The organism is Ensifer sp. NM-2, from assembly GCF_003024455.1.
Lineage (GTDB): Bacteria > Pseudomonadota > Alphaproteobacteria > Rhizobiales > Rhizobiaceae > Ensifer > Ensifer canadensis.
This window is the reverse complement of the sequence record NZ_PVZR01000014.1, coordinates 126,921-149,359: the sequence shown is the minus strand read 5'-3', so window position 1 is coordinate 149,359 and position 22,439 is coordinate 126,921. Positions and strand designations below refer to the sequence as shown.

Annotated in this window: 20 protein-coding genes; 19 read left to right on the top strand and 1 reads right to left on the bottom strand. The window is 63.6% G+C overall.

Annotated features, from left to right (window positions below; all coding sequences use genetic code 11):
* The first annotated feature begins 9 nt into the window (after positions 1–9).
* The 4 genes from C6558_RS24915 to C6558_RS24900 are packed head-to-tail and all read left to right on the top strand — an operon-like array spanning position 10 to position 3,470.
* On the top strand, positions 10–252 hold the full coding sequence (locus C6558_RS24915) for an acetyl-CoA carboxylase (protein ID WP_057205843.1): 243 nt from the start codon (positions 10–12) through the stop codon (positions 250–252).
* Positions 249–1,634: an acetyl-CoA carboxylase biotin carboxylase subunit gene (locus tag C6558_RS24910; RefSeq protein WP_057205845.1), complete on the top strand. Its 1,386-nt coding sequence runs from the start codon at positions 249–251 to the stop codon at positions 1,632–1,634. The genes C6558_RS24915 and C6558_RS24910 overlap by 4 nt, the downstream gene beginning before the upstream one ends.
* The gene (locus tag C6558_RS24905) at positions 1,634–2,509 is read left to right on the top strand and encodes an allophanate hydrolase subunit 1 (protein ID WP_057205847.1); all 876 of its coding nucleotides are present in this window, start codon (positions 1,634–1,636) and stop codon (positions 2,507–2,509) included. Before C6558_RS24910 ends, C6558_RS24905 begins: the two co-directional genes overlap by 1 nt.
* Positions 2,499–3,470 carry a biotin-dependent carboxyltransferase family protein gene (locus tag C6558_RS24900; RefSeq protein ID WP_107027875.1) on the top strand — a complete coding sequence of 324 codons (972 nt, stop codon included), beginning with the start codon at positions 2,499–2,501 and terminating at the stop codon, positions 3,468–3,470. The genes C6558_RS24905 and C6558_RS24900 overlap by 11 nt, the downstream gene beginning before the upstream one ends.
* Positions 3,471–3,564: 94 nt before the next feature.
* Here C6558_RS24900 and C6558_RS24895 read toward each other — a convergent pair whose 3' ends face one another.
* Positions 3,565–4,575: a GntR family transcriptional regulator gene (locus C6558_RS24895; RefSeq protein WP_025429655.1), complete on the bottom strand. Its 1,011-nt coding sequence runs from the start codon at positions 4,573–4,575 to the stop codon at positions 3,565–3,567.
* Between the two features lie 563 nt (positions 4,576–5,138).
* On the opposite strand from C6558_RS24895, the gene C6558_RS24890 reads away from it, so the two are divergent.
* From C6558_RS24890 to C6558_RS24820, 15 genes are all read left to right on the top strand, one after another.
* Positions 5,139–6,215, top strand: coding sequence for an ABC transporter ATP-binding protein (locus C6558_RS24890; RefSeq protein ID WP_025429656.1), 1,077 nt, complete (start codon positions 5,139–5,141; stop codon positions 6,213–6,215).
* A 69-nt stretch (positions 6,216–6,284) separates the two neighbouring features.
* Positions 6,285–7,175 carry an ABC transporter permease gene (locus C6558_RS24885; RefSeq protein WP_371412298.1) on the top strand — a complete coding sequence of 297 codons (891 nt, stop codon included), beginning with the start codon at positions 6,285–6,287 and terminating at the stop codon, positions 7,173–7,175.
* A gap of 2 nt (positions 7,176–7,177) precedes the next feature.
* Positions 7,178–8,023, top strand: coding sequence for an ABC transporter permease (locus tag C6558_RS24880; protein WP_025429658.1), 846 nt, complete (start codon positions 7,178–7,180; stop codon positions 8,021–8,023).
* Complete coding sequence (locus C6558_RS24875; protein ID WP_025429659.1) at positions 8,023–8,769, top strand: SDR family NAD(P)-dependent oxidoreductase; 747 nt, start codon at positions 8,023–8,025, stop codon at positions 8,767–8,769. Before C6558_RS24880 ends, C6558_RS24875 begins: the two co-directional genes overlap by 1 nt.
* A gap of 14 nt (positions 8,770–8,783) precedes the next feature.
* Positions 8,784–9,557 (top strand): SDR family NAD(P)-dependent oxidoreductase, encoded by a 774-nt coding sequence (locus tag C6558_RS24870; RefSeq protein ID WP_025429660.1) that lies wholly within the window; start codon positions 8,784–8,786, stop codon positions 9,555–9,557.
* A gap of 80 nt (positions 9,558–9,637) precedes the next feature.
* Entirely contained in the window at positions 9,638–10,870 is a 1,233-nt protein-coding gene (locus tag C6558_RS24865; RefSeq protein ID WP_025429661.1) for a PotD/PotF family extracellular solute-binding protein, read from the top strand.
* Positions 10,871–10,944: 74 nt separating this feature from the next.
* Entirely contained in the window at positions 10,945–12,051 is a 1,107-nt protein-coding gene (locus tag C6558_RS24860) for an ABC transporter ATP-binding protein (RefSeq protein ID WP_057205859.1), read from the top strand.
* A gap of 91 nt (positions 12,052–12,142) precedes the next feature.
* Complete coding sequence (locus tag C6558_RS24855) at positions 12,143–13,024, top strand: polysaccharide deacetylase (protein WP_107027874.1); 882 nt, start codon at positions 12,143–12,145, stop codon at positions 13,022–13,024.
* 59 nt (positions 13,025–13,083) lie between these two features.
* Positions 13,084–13,416, top strand: coding sequence for a hypothetical protein (locus tag C6558_RS24850; protein ID WP_025429664.1), 333 nt, complete (start codon positions 13,084–13,086; stop codon positions 13,414–13,416).
* Positions 13,409–14,488, top strand: coding sequence for a GTP-binding protein (locus C6558_RS24845; protein ID WP_057205863.1), 1,080 nt, complete (start codon positions 13,409–13,411; stop codon positions 14,486–14,488). Before C6558_RS24850 ends, C6558_RS24845 begins: the two co-directional genes overlap by 8 nt.
* Positions 14,485–15,705, top strand: a complete 1,221-nt coding sequence (locus C6558_RS24840) for a PotD/PotF family extracellular solute-binding protein (protein WP_057205865.1) — start codon at positions 14,485–14,487, stop codon at positions 15,703–15,705. The genes C6558_RS24845 and C6558_RS24840 overlap by 4 nt, the downstream gene beginning before the upstream one ends.
* Before the next feature lie 11 nt (positions 15,706–15,716).
* The gene (locus C6558_RS24835) at positions 15,717–17,084 is read left to right on the top strand and encodes an amidase (protein WP_057205867.1); all 1,368 of its coding nucleotides are present in this window, start codon (positions 15,717–15,719) and stop codon (positions 17,082–17,084) included.
* Positions 17,085–17,324: 240 nt separating this feature from the next.
* The gene (locus C6558_RS24830) at positions 17,325–18,296 is read left to right on the top strand and encodes a helix-turn-helix domain-containing protein (RefSeq protein WP_057205869.1); all 972 of its coding nucleotides are present in this window, start codon (positions 17,325–17,327) and stop codon (positions 18,294–18,296) included.
* 124 nt (positions 18,297–18,420) lie between these two features.
* On the top strand, positions 18,421–20,460 hold the full coding sequence (locus C6558_RS24825) for a hydantoinase/oxoprolinase family protein (protein ID WP_057205871.1): 2,040 nt from the start codon (positions 18,421–18,423) through the stop codon (positions 20,458–20,460).
* Positions 20,453–22,408 carry a hydantoinase B/oxoprolinase family protein gene (locus C6558_RS24820; protein WP_057205873.1) on the top strand — a complete coding sequence of 652 codons (1,956 nt, stop codon included), beginning with the start codon at positions 20,453–20,455 and terminating at the stop codon, positions 22,406–22,408. Before C6558_RS24825 ends, C6558_RS24820 begins: the two co-directional genes overlap by 8 nt.
* Positions 22,409–22,439: the final 31 nt, after the last annotated feature.

Genomic DNA, 22,439 nt, shown 5'->3' with positions numbered 1-22,439 from the left:
GAGGCAACCATGAGCAAGCACGAAATCCGATCGCCCCTTCCAGGAACCTTCTATCGCTCGTCTGCTCCGGATGTCCCGCCCTTCAAATCTGATGGCGACGATGTTTCTTCCAGCGATGCCATTGGCCTGATCGAAGTCATGAAGACCTTTCAGGAGATCCAGGCCGGTGTCGCGGGCGGCAGCATCCGCTTTCTCGTCGACAACGAAGAACCTGTGATGGCAGGCCAGGTGATCGCCGAGGTCGAACAATGAAACTTCGCTCGGTCCTTATCGCCAATCGCGGAGAAATCGCCGTCCGCATCATCCGCGCCGCCAAGGCGCTCGGTATCCGCACGGTTCAGATTTATAGCGCCGCCGATGCCGACATGCTGGCCGTCAAGCTTGCCGACGAGGCGATCGAGATCGGACCGCCGGCGCCGAAGAAATCCTATCTCGACATCGCGGCCGTGATTGCGGCGGCCAAACGCGCCAATGTCGATGCGGTTCATCCCGGCTATGGCTTCCTGTCGGAGAACGGCGACTTCGCCGACGCCGTGGTTGCCGCCGGCCTGATCTTCATCGGGCCATCAGGCGATGCGATCCGCCTTCTGGGTGACAAGGTCGCCGCCCGTGCCGTTGCCGAGAAGGCCGGCGTGCCGACCGTTCCCGGCAGCGACGGCCGTATCTCCAGCCTTGCCGATGCACATCAAGTGACCGAGCGCACCGGCTTTCCCGTGATGATCAAGGCGGCAGCCGGCGGCGGTGGTCGTGGCATCCGCATCGTCAACAATGCGGTCGAGCTGGAGACACAGTTTCCCCAGGCATCGGCCGAGGCGCTGGCCTCCTTCGGCGACGGCGGGCTCTATCTGGAAAAGGTGATCACCCGCGCCCGCCATGTCGAGGTCCAGATCCTTGGCGACGGCAACAACGTCGTGCATTGCTTCGAGCGCGAATGCTCGCTGCAGCGCCGCCGGCAAAAGGTCTGGGAGGAGGCTCCGTCCTTCCTGCTTCCGCCCGAGGTCAGGCAGAAACTCTGCGACAGCGCCGTCGCGTTGGCGCGCTCCGTCGGCTACCGCGGGGCCGGAACGGTGGAATATCTCTACGACGACGAGACCCGCGAGTTCTACTTCATCGAGGTCAACACCCGCATCCAGGTGGAGCACCCGGTGACCGAGATGATCACCGGCATCGATCTGGTCGAGGAGATGTTCCGCATCGCCGCCGGCGCGCCGCTCTCTGTCCGCCAGGCCGACATCGCCGTCAACGGCCACGCCATCGAATGCCGGATCAATGCCGAGGATCCGAGGCGCGGTTTCATGCCGGCGCCAGGCAGGATCGAAAGGCTCGACGTACCTGAGGGGGAAGGCATCCGTTTCGACACCATGCTCTACGAAGGCTACGTCATCCCGCCGTTCTACGATTCATTGCTCGGCAAGCTGATAGTCTGGGGCGAGAACCGAGCGGCGTGCCTCGCCCGCCTTTCGCAGGCGCTGGCGCAGCTCACGATCGAGGGCGTGCCGACCACGATCCCGTTGCATCGGGCATTGGCTGCCGACGCGCAGATCGCCAAGGGCGCCTTCCATACGCGCTTTCTCGAGACATGGCTTGAAACTGAATTTGCCGCCGATGGCGGCTGTGCCGCGGAGGTCGCGTGATGCCGACACGATACACGTTCGGAGGCGACGAGCACCTGTTCGTCGAATGCAGCGACGAGATGTCGTTGGAAGCCTTCTTCAAGAGCCTCTCCATGGCCAACGGTGTCAAGGAGAGCTGCGTCAAGGGGATCACCGAGATCTGCCCGGCCAATGCGTCCTTCCAGATTAAATTCGACCCGGATCAGATCAAGCCCGATGACGTGCTGAGGGAAGTGCGGGCGATCGAGGGCGCGGCCGAGCGGGCCGAACCCGTCATCCGCACCCGTATCGTCGAAATCCCGGTCTTCTACAACGACCCCTGGACGCACGAGACGCTGATGCGCTTTCGCGAGCGCCACCAGGAACCGTCAGGAACTGACCTCGACTATGCCACGCGGATCAACGGCTACGGTGACGTCGACGATTTCGTCGCCGCCCATTCCGGCTCGCCCTGGTTCGTGTCGATGGTCGGCTTCGTTGCCGGCCTGCCGTTCATGTACCAGATGGTCGAGCGGCAGCGGCAGATCCAGGTGCCGAAATATCTGCGCCCGCGCACCGACACGCCGCGGCTGACCGTCGGCCATGGTGGCTGCTTCGGCTGCATCTATTCGGTGCGCGGTGCGGGCGGCTACCAGATGTTCGGCATCACGCCGATGCCGATCTTCGACCCGACGCAGACCACCAGCTATCTCCGCGATTTCATGGTGTTCTTCCGTCCGGGCGACATCGTCAAGTTCAAGCCGATCGACCGGGACGCCTATGATCAGGCAGTCGAGGATGTCGACAAGGGGCGCTTCAGCCCGCCGGTCCGCGAGGTCAGCTTCGACCTGCGCGAGTTCCAGAAGGATATCACTGGCTACAACACCCGGCTGGAGGGCATGCTCAATGGCCATTAAGGTTCTGCATCACGGTCTGGCAACCACCGTCCAGGACCTTGGCCGTCCCGGTTACTTCCATCTCGGCATTCCACTCGGTGGAGCGATGGATCGCTATGCGATGCGGGCCGCCAACCTGCTGGTCGGAAACGACGAGGGTGCTGCCGGGCTGGAAGCGGTGTTCCTCGGCCCGAAGCTCGAATTTACCGAAGACACGCTGGTTGCGGTCACCGGAGCGGACATGCCGGCAAAGGTCGACGGGGTCGAGCAACCCGGGTGGACGGCTTTCCGCGTTCGCGCCGGCCAGACGCTGACGTTCGATTTTCTCAAGTCCGGCGCCCGTATCTATATCGCGGTTGCGGGCGGCATCGACGTGCCGCTGGCGCTTGGCAGTCGCTCGACCTACCCGATCGGCGCGCTCGGCGGCTACAACGGCCGGCCGCTGGCACCGGGTGACGAACTGCCGGTTGGTGCCGGCAATACCTCCGGTAAGGGTCGCTCGGTCGGCGCGCAGTTGCGGCGCCTGCCGGCCGCACCCGTGGCGCTGCGTGTCCTGCCCGGTCTCTACTGGGATCGTCTTTCCGACGAGGCGAAACAGAGCTTCTTTGCCGACGAATGGAAGGTGGCGCCGGAAGCCGACCGCATGGGGTACCGCTTCCGCGGCGGCCGCAAACTCTCCTTCGTCGAGCGCGAGCAGCCGTTTGGTGCCGGTTCCGACCCGTCCAACATCGTCGACAGTTGTTATCCCTATGGCTCGATCCAGGTTCCCGGCGGAACCGAGCCGATCATCCTGCATCGCGACGCGGTTTCCGGCGGCGGTTACTTCATGCTCGGAACCGTGATCTCCGCCGACATGGACCTGATCGGCCAGATGCAGCCGCATACACCGACCCGGTTCGTGGAGGTGACGATGGATGAGGCCCTCGCCGCACGGGCTGAGGAGAACGACCGGCTGGACGCGCTGCGCGCGTCGCTGAGCTGACGGTTCAGGGAAAACGGAGGGAAAGATGGAGCGCGGGCATCGAAGCAAGAGATCGGCAGCCGCGCTCGCTCCCTCGGGTCGCAATTGCGGGCGGCTATTCGACCACGCGTGTCAGATAGGCGGCGGTGACGCTCGGGCCCGGAATGATTGCGACGATCTTCATCTGCGCGATCGTGCGGTTCATCGAGGCGTCGATATGGTTCTCCAGCATCGCCGCCGCTGCGGCGGTCGCGCCACGCGTCATCAGTTCCACGATCAGCCGGATTTCCGCAATCACCGCGGGATCGCCGGGAAGGCCCAATTGCCGCAGCAGCCGTTCGGTCGCGGTGACCGGCAGCAGGTTGTTGCGGATCAGTTCGCGCAGCCGCTCGTTCGGCATCGCCAGCACGCAGCATTCGGTAAACTGGGTGCGGATTTCCTCAAGGCTCTGCCAGGCGTCCGCCGCCTGCGGGCCGTCGAGTTCCGTCAACCGGACGAAGAGGGCCGCAAGTCGCTCACGGTCGATATGGCCGGCGCCGAGCGCAAGCGCCTGCGGCTCGAGCAGGCGGCGCAGCATGAAATGGTCCTTGACGGTCTGGGCCGTCAGCGGGCCGGCAATCCAGTGCGAACTTTGGTTCTTGCGCACCAGCCCGCGCTCGCGCAGCCGTGTCAGCACATCGCGCACCACGGTGCGGCTGACGCTGAAGTGGTTGGCGAGTTCGTTTTCGATGATGCGATACTGGCCGAAGATGACGCAGCCGGCGACGTCGTTCTCGATCTCGGTGTAGATGCGCTCCCAGGACGAGCGGCTTTGCAGCGCCTCGTCGGCGTGTTGCGGAATGGTGAGCCCGAGCGATTTGATGTCGGTGCGGTTGGGTTCGATCGCGCGGCCTGGTGGGCCGACGAGATAGCCGCGCCCCTTGAAGCGGTGGACGAGCCCGTCGCTTTCCAGTTGCAAGAGCGCACGCTGAACCGGCGCACGCGAAATCTGCAGGATCTCGGCAATCGGCCCTTCGAGAAGAACGAGGCCGGGCGGCAGGATGCCTTCGGCGATGTTGCTGCGCAGAACGTCCTCGGCAATTTCGTAGCGGCGCTGGGTATTCTGGCCGAGGCGTGGCTCGCTCATGCGGTCGGGCGTCTTCCGTTTGGCTGGCAATTTCGTCCTCTTTCTTTACGCCACTTGCCGGGGAATGTGACAGCTGAAAATAAATGCATTTTGCATACACGTTGGCAAATTAAATGTGCATCTGTTTGCGGCATTTGGTGTTGATGGGGTGGATGCCTGCTGCCGGTGAATGGATTTTCGGTGAGTCAGGCGCAATCCGGTAGCGCCCACACGGAAGGGTGGAATCGTTCTACCTTCGGGATTGCAGGGTGTTTAGGGCGGCTTGATGCGTGTTCTAGCCTGGATGGCTGCCAGCGGAGCGAAGCCGTATTTCATTCCGGTCTAAATGACGAATAAAAGTCTATTGCATACAAAAATCATTCATGTCATTGTTCGTGACATGCAAGCGCTCAGAAGAAGCGTGCAGGTGGAACTTATTTTTTGAACCGCAAAGGACCTTCATCCCCGACGCGCATGTGACCATGCGCGAACGCGATCGCATGTCCGTTCGGATGCCTCGTCGGCTCCGGCGACGGCGAAGCTTTGGGTGGAGAACGTCCGGACGGCAAACTGGCAGGAAACCAATGTCGACGGTCCTTCAGCTCAAGAACATCACCAAAACCTACGGCGACATGCGCGCGCTCAACGGCATCGATCTTGCCTTGCCCGGCGACGCCTATATCTCGCTTCTGGGGCCGAGCGGCTCCGGCAAGACGACGCTCCTGAGGGTCATTGCTGGTTTTGAACATCCGGATGGCGGCGCCATCCTGTTTGACGGCAAGCGCATCGACACCGTGGCGCCGCACAAGCGCGGCATCGGCTTCGTCTTCCAGAACTTCGCGCTCTTCCCGCATCTCTCCGTCGCGCAGAACATCGCCTTCGGCCTGGAAAACAGGGAGGACGAGCCGGTCACCGACCGGCGCGTCGTCGAAGCCAGGGTGCGCGACATTATCAGCCTCGTCGGCCTTTCCGGTCTGGAAGGCAGGGCCGTCACCCAGATCTCCGGCGGCCAGCGCCAGCGCGTCGCCTTGGCGCGCACGCTGGTCACCGAGCCGCGCATGGTGCTTCTCGACGAGCCGCTCGGCGCGCTCGACGCCAATCTGCGCGCCAGGATGCGGGCGGAGTTGAGGGCTATCCGCGAGCGCTGCGGCGTCACCTTCCTGCATGTGACCGGCAGCGAGGCCGAGGCCTTGGCCATGGGCGACACGGTGCTGGTGCTGGAAAGCGGCCGCATCGCCCAGTCGGCGGATTCAGACACCGTCTACAACAGGCCCGCCTCTCCGGCGGTTGCCCGCTTTCTCAACTGCTACAATCTCTTTCCCGGGCGGATCGAAGGCGGCGCCTTCGTCGGCGGCGTCGGCCGGTTTGCGCTTGGGGCAGCGGCGCCGACGCGGGCGACGTCGCCGGCCTATGCGATCCGCTACGATCGTGTTTCGGTCCGGCCGCCCGAGGCAGCCATCACTGAGGACGAGATCCGCATTGAGGCCAATTTCGTCGCCAGCGAATATTCCGGCGCGGCGGTCAATTCCTTCTTCGCGCTCGATGACGGCCGGGTTTTCGAGGTCGAAAGCCATCTCAGCCATGCAGCGCCCGAGACCTATGCCGAAAAGGGCCGCTACGCGCTCGTGTGGAAGCGGGAGGACGCCCTTGTCTACGTCTGAAATCCTTTTGGAAAAACCCGGCGCCTGCGCGCCGCACCGTTCCTGCCCGGAGAATGAGAGATGAGCATGATGGCCGTTGCGGAGCAGACGGAAACAGAGACCGTCGCCGAGAAGAAACCACCGGGAAAGGCGCTTTGGCTGCTGGCACCCGGTGTCATCTGGATGACCCTGTTCCTCGTCCTGCCCATGCTGATGATGGTCTACGTCTCCTTCTGGACGCAGACGACCTTCACGATCGAACCGACGCTGACGCTGAAAAGCTGGATTACCTTCTTCACCAGCGACACCTATCTTGGGGCGCTGTGGACGACGGTGCGCATCTGGCTGATCGTGCTCGTTGCCACCGTGCTGGTCGGTTATCCCGCAGCCCTTTTCGTCGGGCTGTTCGTCAAGAACAAGGCGCTGCAGACGGTGCTTCTGGTGCTGTGCGTCATCCCCTTCTGGACCTCGTTCCTGATCCGCGTTCTCGCCTGGCGGCCGATGCTCGGCAAGGAGGGCGCGATCAACATGATCCTGATGAACCTCGGCATCACCGACGCGCCGATCGAGGTGCTGCTGTTTTCCGAACTGTCGGTGATCATCGGCATGACCCAGATCTACTGCGTCTTCATGGTCGGTCCGATCGCCTTCATGCTCGGCCGTATCGACACCTCGATCATCGAGGCCGCGCAGGATCTCGGTGCCGGCTTCTGGCGGATCTTCCGCACGATCATCCTGCCGCTGTCGATGCCGGGCGTGGTCGTCGGGGCGATCTTCGTCTCCGTCATGGTTCTCGGTGAATTCGCAACCTCGGCCGCCCTCTCCGGCCGCAAGGTCAACCTGCTCGGAAACATCATCGTCACCCAGGTCGGTTCGCTGAAATGGGCCTTCGCGGCGGTCGCCGGGGTCGTGCTTACCATTCTGATGGGCGCGGTCGTGGCCGCGCTGCTCAGGGTCGTCGATCTCAGGAAGGAGCTCTGATCATGAATGCCAGCGGCATGAAACTCAGCCTTGGCGCCTACACAGCGCTCTTCCTCGTCTTCCTCTATGGCCCACTCGTCGTGCTTGCCATCCTGTCCTTCCAGACGGGGCCGGAAGGCGGGCCGCAGTTTCCGATCATCGAATGGTCGACCTATTGGTACAAGCACCTCTTCGGCCTGACGCCGCCGTCGCGCATCGCACCGTTGCCGATCGAGCAGGCGCTGGTCCGCTCGCTGGGGCTGGCGGTGATGACCATGATCGTCTCGACGGTGTTGGGGGTCTCGGCGGCCCAGGCCTTCCGCCGCAAGTTCCGCGGCTCGGGCGTGGTCTTCTACCTCATCGTTCTCGGCATGATGGTGCCCGGCGTGCTGGTCGGTCTCGGCATGGCGCTCGTCGCCAATACGCTCGGCGTCGACCGCCACTGGTGGAGCACCGCTTTCGTTCTGCACGTGGTCTACACCTTTCCCTTCGCCTTCCTGGTGATGCTGGCGATCTTCAACCGCTTCGATCCGAGCATGGAGGAGGCGTCCTGGTCGCTCGGGGTCACGCCGGCGCGCACCTTCCGCAAGGTGACGTTCCCGCTGATCTTCCCCGGTGTGCTCTCCGCCATGCTCTTTGCCTTCACGCTCTCCTATGACGAGTTCTCGCGCACGCTCTTCGCTTCCGGCCGCGACTTGACGCTGCCGCTGGCAATTTACGGCACCTTCTCCGTCGAAGTGCATCCGAACGTCTTTGCCTTCGGCGTGTTGACGACGCTGTTCTCCTTCGCGCTGCTCGGCACCTATGCGGCGCTGATGATGCTTTCGGTGCGCCGCGCCAAGCGTATGGCGATCCAGGAGGAGGCGTGATGGCCAGCTCGGCTCTTGGTTCGGCAATCGTCACGGGTGCCGGTTCCGGCATCGGTCGCGCCATCGCGCTGCGGTTGGCGGCCGACGGTTATGCCGTCGTCGTCAATGATCTGTCGCCGGAGCGCTCAGAGGCGGTTGCAGACGAGATCGCTGCTGCCGGCGGAGTGGCGCTCGCGATATCAGGCGACGTCTCAAATGAAGCCGACGTCGCCGCGACGGCCGAGAAGGCAGCGCAATTCCACGGCCCCGTGGCGCTGCTCGTCAACAATGCCGGCATCGCCCATCAGGCGCTGTTCGAGAATCTCGAGGTCGCCGATTTCGACCGGATGTTTGCGGTGCATGTGCGCGGCACCTTCCTGATGACCAAGGCGGTGCTGCCGGCCATGCTTGCCCGCGGCGAGGGCGTGATCGTCAACATGGCCTCGCAGCTCGGCCAGATCGGCGGCGTCGAGCTCGTGCATTACTCGTCGGCCAAGGCTGCGATCATCGGCATGACCAAGGCGCTCGCGCGCGAAGTTTCGAGCCGCGGCGTGCGCGTCAATGCGGTCGCGCCCGGTCCTATCAACACGCCGCTCGTCATGGGGCTGTCCGAGGATTGGCGGGCCGCCAAGAAGGCGCAGCTGCCGCTCGGGCGTTTCGGCGAGCCGGACGAAATCGCCGCGACGGTCGCGTTTCTGGCCTCGCCGTCGGCGAGCCTGTTCGTCGGCCAGACGCTCGGACCGAACTCCGGCGACGTGATGCTCTGACAGGAAAGATGAAAATGCCAAATCCTCCCAAGACGTCCCGCATTGTCATCGTCACCGGTGCCGGCATCGGCATTGGCCAGGCGACCGCCAGAGCTTTTGCCGCCAACGGCGACCATGTCGTCGTGACCGATATTCTCGAGCCTGAGGCATCGGCCACGGTCGACGCCATCCGGCATGCCGGCGGCTCCGCCGAGTTCGCCTACTACGACGTCCGCTCGACGTCAGCGACCGACGCGCTGGTCGCTGATCTGGAAAAACGCCACGGTCGCATCGATGTCGTCGTCGCCAATGCCGGCATTGCCCATCGCACCCCGCTTGCCAGGCTGACCGACGACAAGTGGGATCTGACCTTCGACATCGACCTCAAGGGCATCTTCCGACTGGCGCGTGCCGTCGCACCCGGCATGCGCCAGCGCGGCGAGGGCAGCATCGTCGCGCTCTCCTCGATCATGGGCGTTGCCTATGGCTGGGACGAGCACGTGCATTACTCCGCCGCCAAGTCCGGCGTCGTCGGCCTGGTGCGGGGGCTTGCCGTCGAGCTTGCCGGCGACGGTGTTCGCGTCAACGGCGTTGCGCCCGGCTACATCCGCACAGCCCAGCTGCTTTCGGAGGAAAACTCGCTCGGGCCTGACGGCGCGGAAGCCGCTGCCGCCTTCATCCCTATGAAAAGGCTCGGAACGCCTGGCGATATCGCCGACGTCATCGCGTTCCTGGCATCCGACGGCGCGAGATACATGACCGGCCAGGTGCTGGTCGTGGATGGGGGCCTCCTGGTGGGGCGTTACTGAAACGCCGCGCACCGCGGCGAATGAACAAGGGGCGCGTGGCAAACGGGCTCCGGGGAACAACAACAACTGGAGAAGAGACAATGCCAAATATGGAACTCAATCGCCGCTCCCTCCTCAAACGGTCCGCCGGGATGATGGCGCTGGCGATGGGCGGCGGCACGCCGTTCCTGTCGTCGCGCGCTGCCTTTGCGCAGGCCGCCGACCTCGCAGGCCAGCAGCTGCGCACCATCGGCCTTTCGGTCACCGTTCAGGAGCGCATCCTCGAGCAGTTCAAGGCTGCTGCCGGCGTCGGCGGCACCTCCGGTACGGCGGCGACCTTTCCGGACGCCCAGACGAAGATCCTCTCCGGCTCCAAGGACTATGATTGCTGGGAGATCATCGCCGAGCGTCTGCCGTCGATCGTCATGACCAACAATGTCGAGCCCATCCCGGCCTCGGCGCTGAAGAACTGGGCCAACATCCGGGATACCTTCACGACGGCCAGCGACAAGTGGGATCGCTCCGCCCAGATCATCGGCCAGATCTGGACAGACGAAAGCCAGACGGCGCTGAACATGGTGCCCGCCGTCTATAACTACGATTCCATCGGCTACAATCCCGATGTGCTCTCGGCCGAGGAAGCCAACAGCTGGACCGCGATCTTCGATCCGAAGTGGAAGGGCAAGTCCGGCATCAACACCGACCCGCTGATCGCGATCGGCCAGGCGATGATGGCGATGAACTCGCTCGGCCTTTCCGACGTCAAGAACCCGGGCAATGCGACCGCAGCCGAAATCGACGAGGCTGCCGCCTTCCTGATTTCCAAGAAGAAAGAGGGCCAGTTCCGCGCGCTCTGGGGCGACTTCGGCGAACTCGTCAACCTCATGGCCTCGGGCGAGATGGTGGTCTGCGACGCCTGGCAGCCGGCGGTCATGGCGGTCAAGGCCCAGGGCAAGCCCTGCCGCTACGCCGTGCCGAAAGAAGGCTATCGCGGCTGGGCGATTGGCCCGGCGATGATTGCCGGCACGGCCAACAAGGAGGCTGTCATTGCCTATGCCGACTATTGGCTTTCGGGCGAGCCGGGCATCACCGTCTCCGAGCAGGGTTACTATTCGCCATCGACCAACATCAAGAACGTCATGGCGCCGGAGAAATATGCCTTCTGGTACGAGGGCAAGCCCTGGGTCGGCGCCGAGGAGCGCGGCATCAAGGAAGGCGACCTGCGCGACGGCGGCTCGCTCGAAGAACGCGCCAAGAACGTCGCCTACTGGCACCAGTGGCCGGACGAATACGACCACCTGATCCAGAAGTGGGACGAATTCCTCAACGCCTGATGAAGGACGGCCGGGGCGCAAGCCCGCCCCGGCCTTTCCCCCAACGCATCCGCTATTAGAACCGGAGAACGACTGTGATCTTCGACCTCGAACTCAACAATGTCGGCAAAGTCTACGACAACGGCACCCCCGCCGTGATCGATTTCAACCTGTCGGTTTCCAAGGGCGAGTTCATCGCGTTCCTCGGCCCGTCCGGCTGCGGCAAGACGACGACGCTGCGCATGATCGCCGGCTTCGAGCAGATCTCTTCCGGCGAGATGCTGATCAAGGGCAAGCGTATGAACGACATCCGGCCGGAACACCGGCCGACGTCGATGATCTTTCAGAGCTACGCGCTCTTTCCGCACATGACCGTGCGGCGCAATGTCGGCTACGGGCTCGACGTCAAGGGCATGGCCAAAGCCGAACGCGACGCCAAGGTCGATCGTATCCTGGCAACGCTTGGGCTCGAGGACATCGCCGAGAAGAAGCCGGACCGGCTCTCCGGCGGCCAGCGCCAGCGCATCGCGCTTGCCCGCGGTCTTGTCGTTGAACCGGATATTCTGCTTCTCGACGAGCCGCTGGGCGCGCTCGACGCCAATCTGCGCAAGGCGATCCAGAACGAACTGAAGCTGCTGCAGAAAACGCTCGGCGTCACCTTCGTCTTCGTCACCCATGCGCAGTCCGAGGCGCTCGCGCTTTCCGACCGTATCGTGGTGATGAACCAGGGCAGGGTCGAGCAGATCAGCCCGCCACACCAGCTCTACACCCGGCCAAACACCGCCTTCGTTGCCCAGTTCATCGGCAACAACACGATCTTCCAGGGCGAAGTCGAAGGCGCATCGGACGACCGGACGCTGGTTTCGACGCCGCTCGGGCAGCTTTCCGGCCGGCCGAACGGGGCCCTTTCCAAGCGGTCACGGGTCAATGTCGTCATCCCGGCCGAAGCGATCGAGGTGCATCCGGCGGCCCTGGTTTCGCGTGACCAGATTGCCCATGCGGTCGGCGGCAACGTCGTCAGCGCCAGTGTGCGCCGCTTCGACGTGGTCGGCCATGTATCCCACCTGACGGCGGGACTTGCGGACGGACGCACCGTTTCGCTCGAAGCCCATGTCGACAAGTACCAGCCCGATGCCTTTCCCGTCGGTGCGGACATTCTTTTGAGCTGGCAGCCGGGCGAAGCCACCGTCATCCCAGCCTGATCACGCGAGCGGGATGAGGAAAAGTGTGTGCGGTTTTCCGCCCGCATCCCGCTCTGACTTATGAGAAGAGAAAACACGAAGGAGACATACCATGGCCAAGGAAATCCTCTGCAGCTTCGGCATCGACGTTGACGCGGTCGCCGGCTGGCTCGGATCCTACGGGGGCGAGGATTCGCCCGACGATATCTCGCGCGGCCTTTTTGCCGGCGAGGTCGGCAGCCCGCGACTGTTGAAACTGTTCGAACGCTTCGGCATCAAGACCACCTGGTTCATTCCCGGCCACTCGATCGAGACGTTCCCGGAACAGATGCAGGCTGTGGCGGACGCCGGCCACGAAATCGGCATTCACGGCTACACCCATGAAAACCCGATCGCCATGACGCGCGAGCAGGAGACCGAAGTCCTCGACAAGAGCATCGATCTCGTCACCAAGCTCTCGGGCAAGCGCCCGACCGGCTATGTTGCGCCATGGTGGGAGTTCTCCAACGTCACCAACGAGCTGCTGCTGGAACGCGGGATCAAGTACGATCACTCGCTGATGCATGACGACTTCACGCCCTATTATGTCCGCGTCGGCGACAAGTGGACGAAGATCGACTACTCCAAGAAGCCGTCCGAATGGATGGTGCCGCTGCAGCGCGGCAAGGAGACCGATCTCATCGAAATTCCGGCCTCCTGGTATCTCGATGACCTGCCGCCGATGATGTTCATGAAGAAGGCCCCGAACAGCCACGGCTTCGTCAATCCGCGCGACATCGAGCAGATGTGGCGTGATCAGTTCGACTGGGTCTATCGCGAGATGGACTATGCGGTGTTTCCGATTACGATCCATCCTGATGTTGCCGGGCGGCCGCAGGTGCTGATGATGCTGGAGCGGCTCTATGCCCACATGATCAAGCATCCGGGCGTGAAGTTCGTGACCATGAACGAGATCGCCGACGATTTCGCCAAGCGCTTCCCGCGCAAGAAGTGAGCGACTGACGGGGGCGGTCCGAGCGCCGTCCCCGCTTTTTACACCGATTGGATCAAACGATGTGCTCTCTCTGCGGCGTCCTTGGAGGCAACGAACACTGGGCCGATGCGGTGGCGCGGCCAGGCGTCTATACCCGCAATGTCGAGCGCATCGATCGAAGGCGCGAGCGCGCCAACCGGGTGCGCATCGCCAATGCAATGCTGGCGCGCTTCGGTCTGACCATCTCCGATTGGCAGGGCGCGTCCTTCGTGTTGTCCACACGGACGGGCAAGACTGAGATCATCGAGGATCTCGGTCATCTCTGGCCGGCCGCCGAACGGCTTTGCGGCCGTCCCTGCGATCCGCTCGATGTGGCCCTGGTTACTGCTGCTGAGGCCGCGATCGATGACTGAGCCGCAGATCCCGCTGCTGACCCCGATCAACCTGCTCACGGGCTTCCTCGGCTCCGGCAAGACGACTCTGCTTGCGCGACTGCTCGCCGATCCGGCTCTTTCGGATGCAGCGGTCCTCATCAACGAATTCGGAGAGGTCGGGCTCGACCATCATCTTGTCGAGCGCATCGACGATACCATGGTGCTCTTACAATCGGGCTGTCTCTGCTGCACGGTGCGCGGCGAGCTTGCCGATGCCATCAAGGATCTGCATTCGAAGCGGGAGCGCGGGCTGGTTCCACCTTTCCGCCGCATCGTCGTCGAAAGCACCGGGCTTGCCGATCCGTTCCCGGTGCTGTCGACGATCAAATCCGACCCGGTGCTGCGCCACCATTTCCGCCCGGGCAACGTCATCACCACCGTCGATGCCGTCAACGGGCTCGGCCAACTCGGCACCTATGTCGAATCCAACCGGCAGGCTGCTGTTGCAGACCGGCTGGTCGTCACCAAGGCCGATCTGGCGCTGCCGGCCGATGTCGCCCGTCTTGTCGAGAAATTGCGCAACATCAATCCGGACGCGCCGCTGCTGATGGCGACCGATCTGTCCTTCGCCGTTGCCGAGCTTGTCGACGAGAACCTCGGCCTGCGCGCCGCCGCGCTGCAATCGACCAGCGGTTTCTATTGCGAGGCGCCGGTTCAATTGGCAACTGCGGAAGGCTCCGTGCACCAGTCCGCGGTGACCTCCTTCGTCATGACCGTGGAGCGCGCCATCGACTGGACGGCTTTCGGCCTCTGGCTGACAATGCTGCTCAACCGTCACGGCGAGAAGGTGCTGCGGGTGAAGGGCATTCTCAACATCGCAGGCGAGGAGCGCCCTGTCGCCATTCATGGCGTTCAGCATTTGGTCCACACGCCTGTTCATATGGAGCGCTGGCCGGACGAAGATCGCCGCTCGCGCATCGTGTTTATTGTTGACGGTCTGGATGTCGAACTGCTGAAACGGTCGTTCGAGGCTTTTGCCCTCGACCGGTCCTCCGTCGAGGATGCGGCCGTCCCGAAACGCAGTCTTCAGGAACGTCAGTCGTCTTCATGAACAAGCACCTGCCTGACCAAGCGACGATGGCGACGCCATCCCTCCATCTCTCCGGTCGCCCACGCCTGCGCGTGCTTGGCACGGCGATTTCTCTGCTCGAGGAGTTGCGGGTTCGCGCCGAGGCCGATCTCGGCATCGAGGTCGTATTCGACAACAACGACTTCCTGACCACTCAGCACAAGGCGGCGCAGGAGCCGGATAGTTACGACATCTACGACCAGTGTTTCCATAATCTGGATATCGTCTGGTACTGGCGGGCGATCCAGCCGATCGAGATTGGCCGCATCGCGCTCTGGGACGAGATCAACGATCTGACGAAGACCGGCCATATCGGCCCGAATGCCAGGCTGGGGCAGGGGGATGCGCCGGTAAAGAAGCTGTTCGTGCAGCCCAATCTCGAACTGGGCGACACGCCGTCGAGCACGATCTCGATGCTGCCGACGACGCATAATTTCGACAGCTTCGCCTACAGGACCGACGTTGCCCCCAATATGGTTTCGATGAACAGCTGGGCGGCGCTGCTCGACGAGCGCTGGGCCGGACGCGCGGCGCTTGTCGACGAGCCGGCGATCGGTATCTTCGATGCAGCCCTTGCCGCGCAGGCATCCGGCCTGATGTCGTTCGACAATATCGGCGCCATGACTGTTGACGAGATCGACCGGCTGATCGGTCTGCTTGAGGAGCGCAAGAAGAACGGCTATTTCCGCGCCTTCTGGCGGACGGCCGAGGATGCAGCGCGGCTGATGGTGCGCGGCGAGACCGATATCCAGAGCATGTGGTCGACGGGCATCAGCATCCTCAACGGCCAGGGCGTTCCGGTGGAACAGGCGGTGCCGGCTGAGGGATATCGTGCCTGGCATGGCGGCCTGTGTCTCGCACGCCATCTGTCGGGCCGCATGCGCGACGTCGCCTATGAGTATCTCAACTGGTGGATATCCGGCTGGCCGGGCTCGGTCGTGGCGCGGCAAGGCTACTACATCTCGACGCCGGAGCGTTCGCGGCAATTCATGTCGGTGGCCGAATGGGACTACTGGTACGGCGGTCTGCCGGCGGCATGCGACCTGCCGGGCCCGGACGGCACCATACGCATTCGGGCAGGATCGGTCAGGAGCGGCGGCTCCTACTGGCAGCGTGCCAACTGCATCGCGGTCTGGAATACCACCATGGACGAGCACAATTATCTGGTTCGCCGCTGGATGCAGCTGGTCGAACGATAGAGGGAAACGGGATGACGCAGGACTTCAGTGGACGGTCGATCGCGCAGCTGTCAGTGCTGCTGCAGTCCGGTGCGCTCGATCCGCGTGAGCTGACACGCTGGACGCTTGAGCGGATCCGCAGTCACGACGACCAAGCGATCTTCACCACGATCCTGCCGGAGCGGGCGATGCGGGAGGCGGAGGCCTCCGCCCGGCGCATCGCCGCCGGCCGTTCATTTGGGTTGCTCGACGGAATTCCCGTTGCGTGGAAAGACCTGTTTGCCATCAAAGGCGTGGCGACGACGGCGGGATCGGTGGTGCTGAAGGACGCGCCGGCGGCACAAGAGGACGCGGCGATGGTGACCGCGCTCGGCCATGCCGGCATGGTCAGCGTTGGTCGCGTCAACATGAGCGAATTTGCCTTCTCCGGGCTCGGCATCAACCCGCATTACGGCACGCCGCGCAATCCGCGGGCGCGCGATGTCGACCGCCTGCCGGGCGGTTCGTCCTCCGGCTCCGGTGCCGCCGTAGCCGCCGACCTCGTGCCGGTTTCGATCGGCACGGATACGGGCGGATCCATCCGCATTCCGGCCGCCTTCAACGGTATCGTCGGCTACAAGGCGACGCGCGGCCGCTATTCCATGCGTGGCGTCTTTCCGCTCGCCAAGAGCCTCGATTCGCTCGGTCCCCTCTGCCGGACGGTGCAGGACGCCGTCTGGGTCGATGCGGCGATGCGAGGTCTGCCCGCGCCGGAAATCCGGCGGGGCAGTCTCGACGGCCTGTCGCTCATGGTGCCGACAACGGTGGTTTTCGACGGTGCGGAAGACGGTGTCGTTTCGGCCTTCGAGGCAGCACTCGACCGGTTGCAACGGGCAGGTGCCCGTGTGCGCCGCCAGCCGTTTCCGGCATTCGAGCGCATTTTCGAGACCATGGCGCGGCACGGACCGCTGGTCACGGCCGAGGCCTTCGCGCTCCATCGCGACCGGCTCGAAGGGTCGCAGGCGGCATCGATGGACCAGCGCGTCGTGGCACGGGCCCGGCTCGGGCAAAACATAAGCCTCTCCGATTATGTCGAGACGCTAAACACGCGGGAGGCGCTGATCGCCGAGATCGCCGCCCATATTGGGTCGAACGAGCTTGTCGCTTATCCCACCGTTGCCCATGTGGCGCCACCCACGGCGCCGCTTCTCAATGACGACGCCCTGTTCGTCGAAACCAACGCCCGGACCCTGCGCAACACCTCGATCGGCAATTTCCTTGACTGGTGCGGCGTCTCTCTACCGTGCGGCATTGGCGCCGCCGGTATGCCGGTCGGCCTGCTGCTTTCCGCCCAGCCGCATCACGATGCGCATCTGTTGTCGATGGCGCTTGCGGCCGAGGCAATCGTTCGTGCCGATTGAGGGGCAGGTCGCTCGGAAACTACGCCTACCGACAAGAGCGAGCGCACTTTGCGACTAGCCGGGGCGGGAAAGAGATAGTCTACTGCTTGACGACCTTCCGGAAACGCCGGTCGCAAAGGCCCTGAAGAGGCCGCGACATTCAAGGCAGCCGGTCAGGAAGAATAGGCCGCGATCGGCCGTCGCCTTGGCAACACGGGAACAGCTGAAGCAGACGGACGGCGGACTGGATGGGAGCTTCGCATGGACGTGAGTTATTCCACGGCAGGCACGGTTGCGTTCGAGCGCAAGCGCTATTGGGACGAGGCGGTATCGAGCACCTACTTCCCGCTCGATCTGCGCTTCCAGAACTCGGCGGAGTTTTCCGGCGAGTTGAACGTCTGGGATCTCGGCGCGGTATCGCTGTCGCGGCTTGAATCCGACGGGCTGCTCTATCGCCGACAGAAACGGCACCTGCTGCATGAGCGCGAAGAAAGCTATCTGATCACCGTGCCGGAGACGGCGGAGATCAGCTTCGAGCAGGCCGGTAAGGCAGTGCGCTGCAAGCCGGGGGCCTTCCTCGTCGAGCGCAGCCATCTGCCGTACGAATTCAGCTATACGGCCAAGAACACGCTCTGGGTGCTGAAGGTGCCGATTGCCACGCTGCGTCCGCGTGTCGGCCTTCCCGAACGTATCGCGTCGCTCAGCTTCGATTCCACCCGTGGCACCGGCGCATTGTTCGTCGACATGATCCGGCTTGTTGCGCCGCGGCTTGTCGAGATGGATGCGCCCGCCCGCGACATGACCGGCAAGCACCTGGTCGATATCCTCGCGATGTCGCTGATCTCCGACGAACGCATGCTGACGTCGGACGCAGGCTCGGTTCAGGTCGGCCACCTGCATCGCGTCGAGAGCTACATTCGCGCCAATCTCGCCCGGGCCGATCTCGGTCCGCAGGTGATCGCCGATGCCTGCGGCATCTCGGTGCGCTACCTGCACCAACTGATGAAGAGGCAGGGCACGTCCGTGTGCCATTGGATCCGGGTCCAGCGGCTTCTGCGCTGCGACGAGATGCTGCGCGATCCCACCTGCCGCAAGCTGGTTTCGGAAATCGCCTATGCACTCGGCTTCAGCGACCACGCGCAGTTGAGCCGCCACTTCAAGGCGCATTTCGGCTACAGCCCGAGCGAAGCGCGCGAGCGCTCCCATCTGACGAGCCCGAGCAGCCCCGGCTGAGCCGGACGGCGACAAACCCCAGACGGACGTGAGCGGTCGCACGCCCGACCGGGCGAAGGGCGAAGCCTTGCCCGATTTTCAACGGATGCCCGCTTTTAAACGGATGAAAGACAGGAGACGGATTTTGCAGAACCTTCGAGTTGCGGTCGATGTCGGTGGCACCTTTACCGACATCTGCATCATGGACGAGACCACGGGCCGGATCCGGGTCGAAAAGACGTCGTCCTCCGCCGATCCGATCGACGGGATCATGTCTGGCGTCGAAAAAGCCGGCATCGACCTGTCGAAGGTGGCGCTGTTTTCGCATGGCACCACCGTTGCCACCAACGCCCTGATCACGCGGCGCCTGCCGCGCACGGCGATGGTTTGCACGAGAGGTTTCCGCGACGTCATCGAGATCCGCCGCGCCAACAAGGAAGACCTCTGGGATACCTACAAGGACGTAGTGCCGCCCTATGTGCCGCGGCGCGACCGGTTGGTGGTGACGGAGCGTGTCGACGCGCAGGGCGGGATCGTCGCCACGCTCGACGAAGACGAGGCCCGGGAGGTCGCACGCATTCTCAAGCGCCGCAATGTCGCGGCCGTCGCCGTCTGCTTCATGAACGCCTTCATGAACGGCGCCAACGAGCGCCGCATGAAGGAAATCTTGATGGAGGTGATGCCCGGCGTGCCGGTGTCGACCTCGTCGGAAGTCCTGCCCGAGATCTTCGAGCATGAGCGGTTCTCCACGACCGTCGCCAATGCGGCGTTAAGCCCCGTTGTCGTCGACTATACATCGCGGCTCGGCAAGCGGCTGCAGCAGGAAGGCTATGAACGCGATCTTCTGCTTTTGCACACAGGCGGTGGGGTAATGACCCCGAAGAGCGTCGAGGACTTTGCCGCACGGCTTGCCGGTTCCGGCATTGCTGCCGGTGCTATCGCCAGCAAATACATCGCCGAGCTCTGCGGCTTCCGCAATTCGATCGGGCTCGACATGGGCGGCACATCGACCGACGTGTCGCTCGCCTATGACGGCCAGTCGCGCATCACCAAGGACTGGTTCATCGAATTCGGCTATCCGATCCGCTTCTCCTCGATCGAGGTTCTGACGATCGGTGCCGGCGGCGGGTCGCTCGCCTGGACCGACGAGGCGGGATCGCTGCGCAACGGTCCGCAATCGGCCGGCGCCAGTCCGGGCCCTGCCTGCTACGCCAAGGGCAACCGCCAGCCGACCAACACCGACGCCAATGTCGTGCTCGGTCGCCTCGGTACCAGCCTTGCCGGCGGCAAGATCACGCTTGACGCGAACCTTGCCCTCGAGGCCGTCCGCGAAGGGGTCGCCGAGCCGTTCGGGCTAGAGCCGCATGCGGCCGCCGATGCGATCATCCGTGTTGCCAATGCTAATATGTCGGACGCGGTGCGGCTGATCTCGATCAGCCGTGGGTACGATCCACGCGATTTTGCGCTCGTCGCCTTCGGCGGTGCCGGAGCCCTGCATGGCGCGGCGATCGCTCGCGAACTGTCGATCCCCGCGGTCATCGTTCCGCCGAACCCCGGCGTCACTTCGGCGCTCGGCTGCCTGCTCGTCGACATGCAGCACGATTTTTCCGAAAGCTACCTGAAGGCGGCCGCCGACGCCGACGCAACGGCGATCGAAGAGGCCTTCCTCCGCCTCGAACAGGAAGCATCGGAGCGGCTTGCCCATGAAGGTGTCGCGGCTAAGGACGTGGTGCTCCAGCGCAGCATCGACATGATGTATCTCGGGCAGTGGCGTTCGCTCTCCGTCACCGCACCAGCGCCGGTCACCGACATCGCGCCGCTGGTCGAAGCCTTCCACCGTGAGCATCAGCGCGAATACAATTTCCGTCGCGACGAAACGCCGGTCAGCCTGTTCCGCATCAACTTGAAGGCCGTCGGCATGGTGCCGAAGGCGTCGCTGGCACGCCACGAGCCGACGGGAGTGATCCCCGAGCCGAAGACGCGGCGGAGCGTATGGTTTGAAGCCGAGGCCGCGCTCAATACGCCCGTCTACGATCGCGAAACCTTGCCCGCAGGGTTCGTCTTCAAGGGCCCTGCCATCGTCGAGCAACTCGATTCGACCGTCGTCGTCCCGCCGGGAACGACCGCGGAAGTGGACACCTATCTCAACATCATCATCCGCATCGAAGGTGAAGCGAATGTCTGAACAGCAAAACCTTGACCCGGTGACCTTCGAGGTCCTGAAGAACTCCTTCATCACCAGCGTCGATCAGATGGCCGAGCAGATCCTGAGAACCTGCTATTCCTTTGTCATCTACAACCGCGACTTCTCCAGTGCCCTTCACGATGCCGAAGGCAATTCGGCCGCTCAGGGCAACCAAGACATCGCGGTGCATGTCGGCACCCTGCATTTCACCTGCAAGGACGTCATCCGCGCCTTCGATGGCGACATGCATCCCGGCGACGTCTACGCCATCAACGATCCCTATGCCGGCGGCACGCATTTCAACGACGTCCGGCTGATCCGGCCGATCTTCGTCGACGGCAGGATCATCGCCTTCAGCCAGTCGAACGGACACTGGTCGGATCTCGGCGGCAGCGTCCCAGGCTCCTTTGATGTCGCCGCCAAGGAGATGTTCAGGGAGGGGATGCGCATCACCCCGATCCGCCTGTTCGACAAGGGGCGGTTCTGCAAGGATGTCGCCCACCTCATCGCTTCCAACACCCGCGACCCCGCCTCGATCATCGGCGACATCCATGCCCAGGCGCAGGCGACCCAGGTCTGCGAGCGCGAGATCCTGCGGCTGGTCGGCAAATACGGCGAGGGCACGGTGAAACAGGGGCTCGGCGCCGTGCAGGACTATGTCGAGCGCGCCATGCGCCAGCGGATCGCCGCACTGCCGGACGGCGAATGGGAAACGCAGGACTTCATCGACCGTGATCCGGCGGGCAACGAGGGCATGATCCCGATCAAGGTCAAGCTGACGATTAGGGGTGACCGGGCGATCTACGACTTCACCGGCAGCCACCCGACCATCGGCTCGATCTACAATTCCGCCTTCGGCGCGACCTTCTCGGCGGTCGCCGCGGGGATGAAGACCTTCTTCCCCGACCTGCCGCTCAACAGCGGCTTCTACCGGGTGTTCGAAATCATCGCGCCCGAAGGCTCGATCGTCGATGCGAAGTGGCCGGTGGCCGTCACCGGCTTCCTCATGCCCTTCGAGAAGATCATGAACGCGATCTACGAGATCTGGTCGAAGATCATCCCGGAGCGCGCCATCGCCTGTGCCTTCAACCTCGAATACCTGCTGACCGGCGGGCGTGATGCACGCGCCGCGGAAAAGCCGATCTTCATGTTCTACGACTGGCTTCCCGGCGGTTGGGGCGGGCGCAACGGCATGGACGGCTGCAATGTGACGACGGCCTGCTTCGGAACCGGCCTGATGGCCCAGCCGGTCGAGGGACAGGAACGGGCAAATCCGATCCTGACCACCGAGTTCGAGGTGCTGACGGATTCTGCCGGCCCCGGAAAGTGGCGCGGCGGTGCCGGTGTGCTCAAGACTTCCCGCATGCTCGAAGCCGAAAATACCGTCATTTCCTATATCTGCGACCGCGAGCGCGCCATCGTTTGGGGCATCGAGGGCGGGCTGCCGTCGATGCCGCACGGGCTAACGCTGACCCGTGAAAAGACCGGCAAGACGGAATGGCTCGGCGCTACTTTCTCCGATGTGGCAATCGAGGCGGGGGACGTCTTCTCGCGCCCGACCGCGGGCGGCGGCGGCTTCGGCGATCCGCTCGAGCGCGATCCGCAACGGGTGCTGGCCGATGTCATCGACGACTACGTCTCGGTCGAGCGGGCGGCGAAGGATTATGGCGTCGTCATCGATCCCGTCGATCCGGAAATCTGCGCCTACGAGATCGATGCCACCGCGACGGCCGAACTGCGGCGACAGATCCGGGCAGACCGGTTGGGTTGGCTGGGCGCAGATCCGGCCGAGGTCTCGGCAAAGTTCAAGGCGGGGGAAATCAATGCGCTCGACGCGGTGCGCCGCTATGCCGTGATCCTCGACTGGGATACGGGCGATCTGCTACCCGTCTCCACCGAACAGTTTCGCAACATGTATCGCAAACGCTCAGTGGCTGCCTGGCAGTAGCAACGCAAATGCTTGGTGGGTGGGCGGTTCG

Bases quoted from the DNA above. Each gene is read 5' to 3' on its own strand.
- C6558_RS24895 (WP_025429655.1), bottom strand. From the start codon at position 4,575: ATGAGCGAGCCACGCCTCGGCCAGAATACCCAGCGCCGCTACGAAATT.
- C6558_RS24915 (WP_057205843.1), top strand. From the start codon at position 10: ATGAGCAAGCACGAAATCCGATCGCCCCTTCCAGGAACCTTCTATCGC.
- C6558_RS24840 (WP_057205865.1), top strand. From the start codon at position 14,485: ATGAACAAGCACCTGCCTGACCAAGCGACGATGGCGACGCCATCCCTC.
- C6558_RS24835 (WP_057205867.1), top strand. From the start codon at position 15,717: ATGACGCAGGACTTCAGTGGACGGTCGATCGCGCAGCTGTCAGTGCTG.
- C6558_RS24880 (WP_025429658.1), top strand. From the start codon at position 7,178: ATGAATGCCAGCGGCATGAAACTCAGCCTTGGCGCCTACACAGCGCTC.
- C6558_RS24870 (WP_025429660.1), top strand. From the start codon at position 8,784: ATGCCAAATCCTCCCAAGACGTCCCGCATTGTCATCGTCACCGGTGCC.
- C6558_RS24890 (WP_025429656.1), top strand. From the start codon at position 5,139: ATGTCGACGGTCCTTCAGCTCAAGAACATCACCAAAACCTACGGCGAC.
- C6558_RS24875 (WP_025429659.1), top strand. From the start codon at position 8,023: ATGGCCAGCTCGGCTCTTGGTTCGGCAATCGTCACGGGTGCCGGTTCC.
- C6558_RS24855 (WP_107027874.1), top strand. From the start codon at position 12,143: ATGGCCAAGGAAATCCTCTGCAGCTTCGGCATCGACGTTGACGCGGTC.
- C6558_RS24910 (WP_057205845.1), top strand. From the start codon at position 249: ATGAAACTTCGCTCGGTCCTTATCGCCAATCGCGGAGAAATCGCCGTC.
- C6558_RS24905 (WP_057205847.1), top strand. From the start codon at position 1,634: ATGCCGACACGATACACGTTCGGAGGCGACGAGCACCTGTTCGTCGAA.
- C6558_RS24830 (WP_057205869.1), top strand. From the start codon at position 17,325: ATGGACGTGAGTTATTCCACGGCAGGCACGGTTGCGTTCGAGCGCAAG.
- C6558_RS24900 (WP_107027875.1), top strand. From the start codon at position 2,499: ATGGCCATTAAGGTTCTGCATCACGGTCTGGCAACCACCGTCCAGGAC.
- C6558_RS24845 (WP_057205863.1), top strand. From the start codon at position 13,409: ATGACTGAGCCGCAGATCCCGCTGCTGACCCCGATCAACCTGCTCACG.
- C6558_RS24850 (WP_025429664.1), top strand. From the start codon at position 13,084: ATGTGCTCTCTCTGCGGCGTCCTTGGAGGCAACGAACACTGGGCCGAT.
- C6558_RS24885 (WP_371412298.1), top strand. From the start codon at position 6,285: ATGGCCGTTGCGGAGCAGACGGAAACAGAGACCGTCGCCGAGAAGAAA.
- C6558_RS24820 (WP_057205873.1), top strand. From the start codon at position 20,453: ATGTCTGAACAGCAAAACCTTGACCCGGTGACCTTCGAGGTCCTGAAG.
- C6558_RS24865 (WP_025429661.1), top strand. From the start codon at position 9,638: ATGCCAAATATGGAACTCAATCGCCGCTCCCTCCTCAAACGGTCCGCC.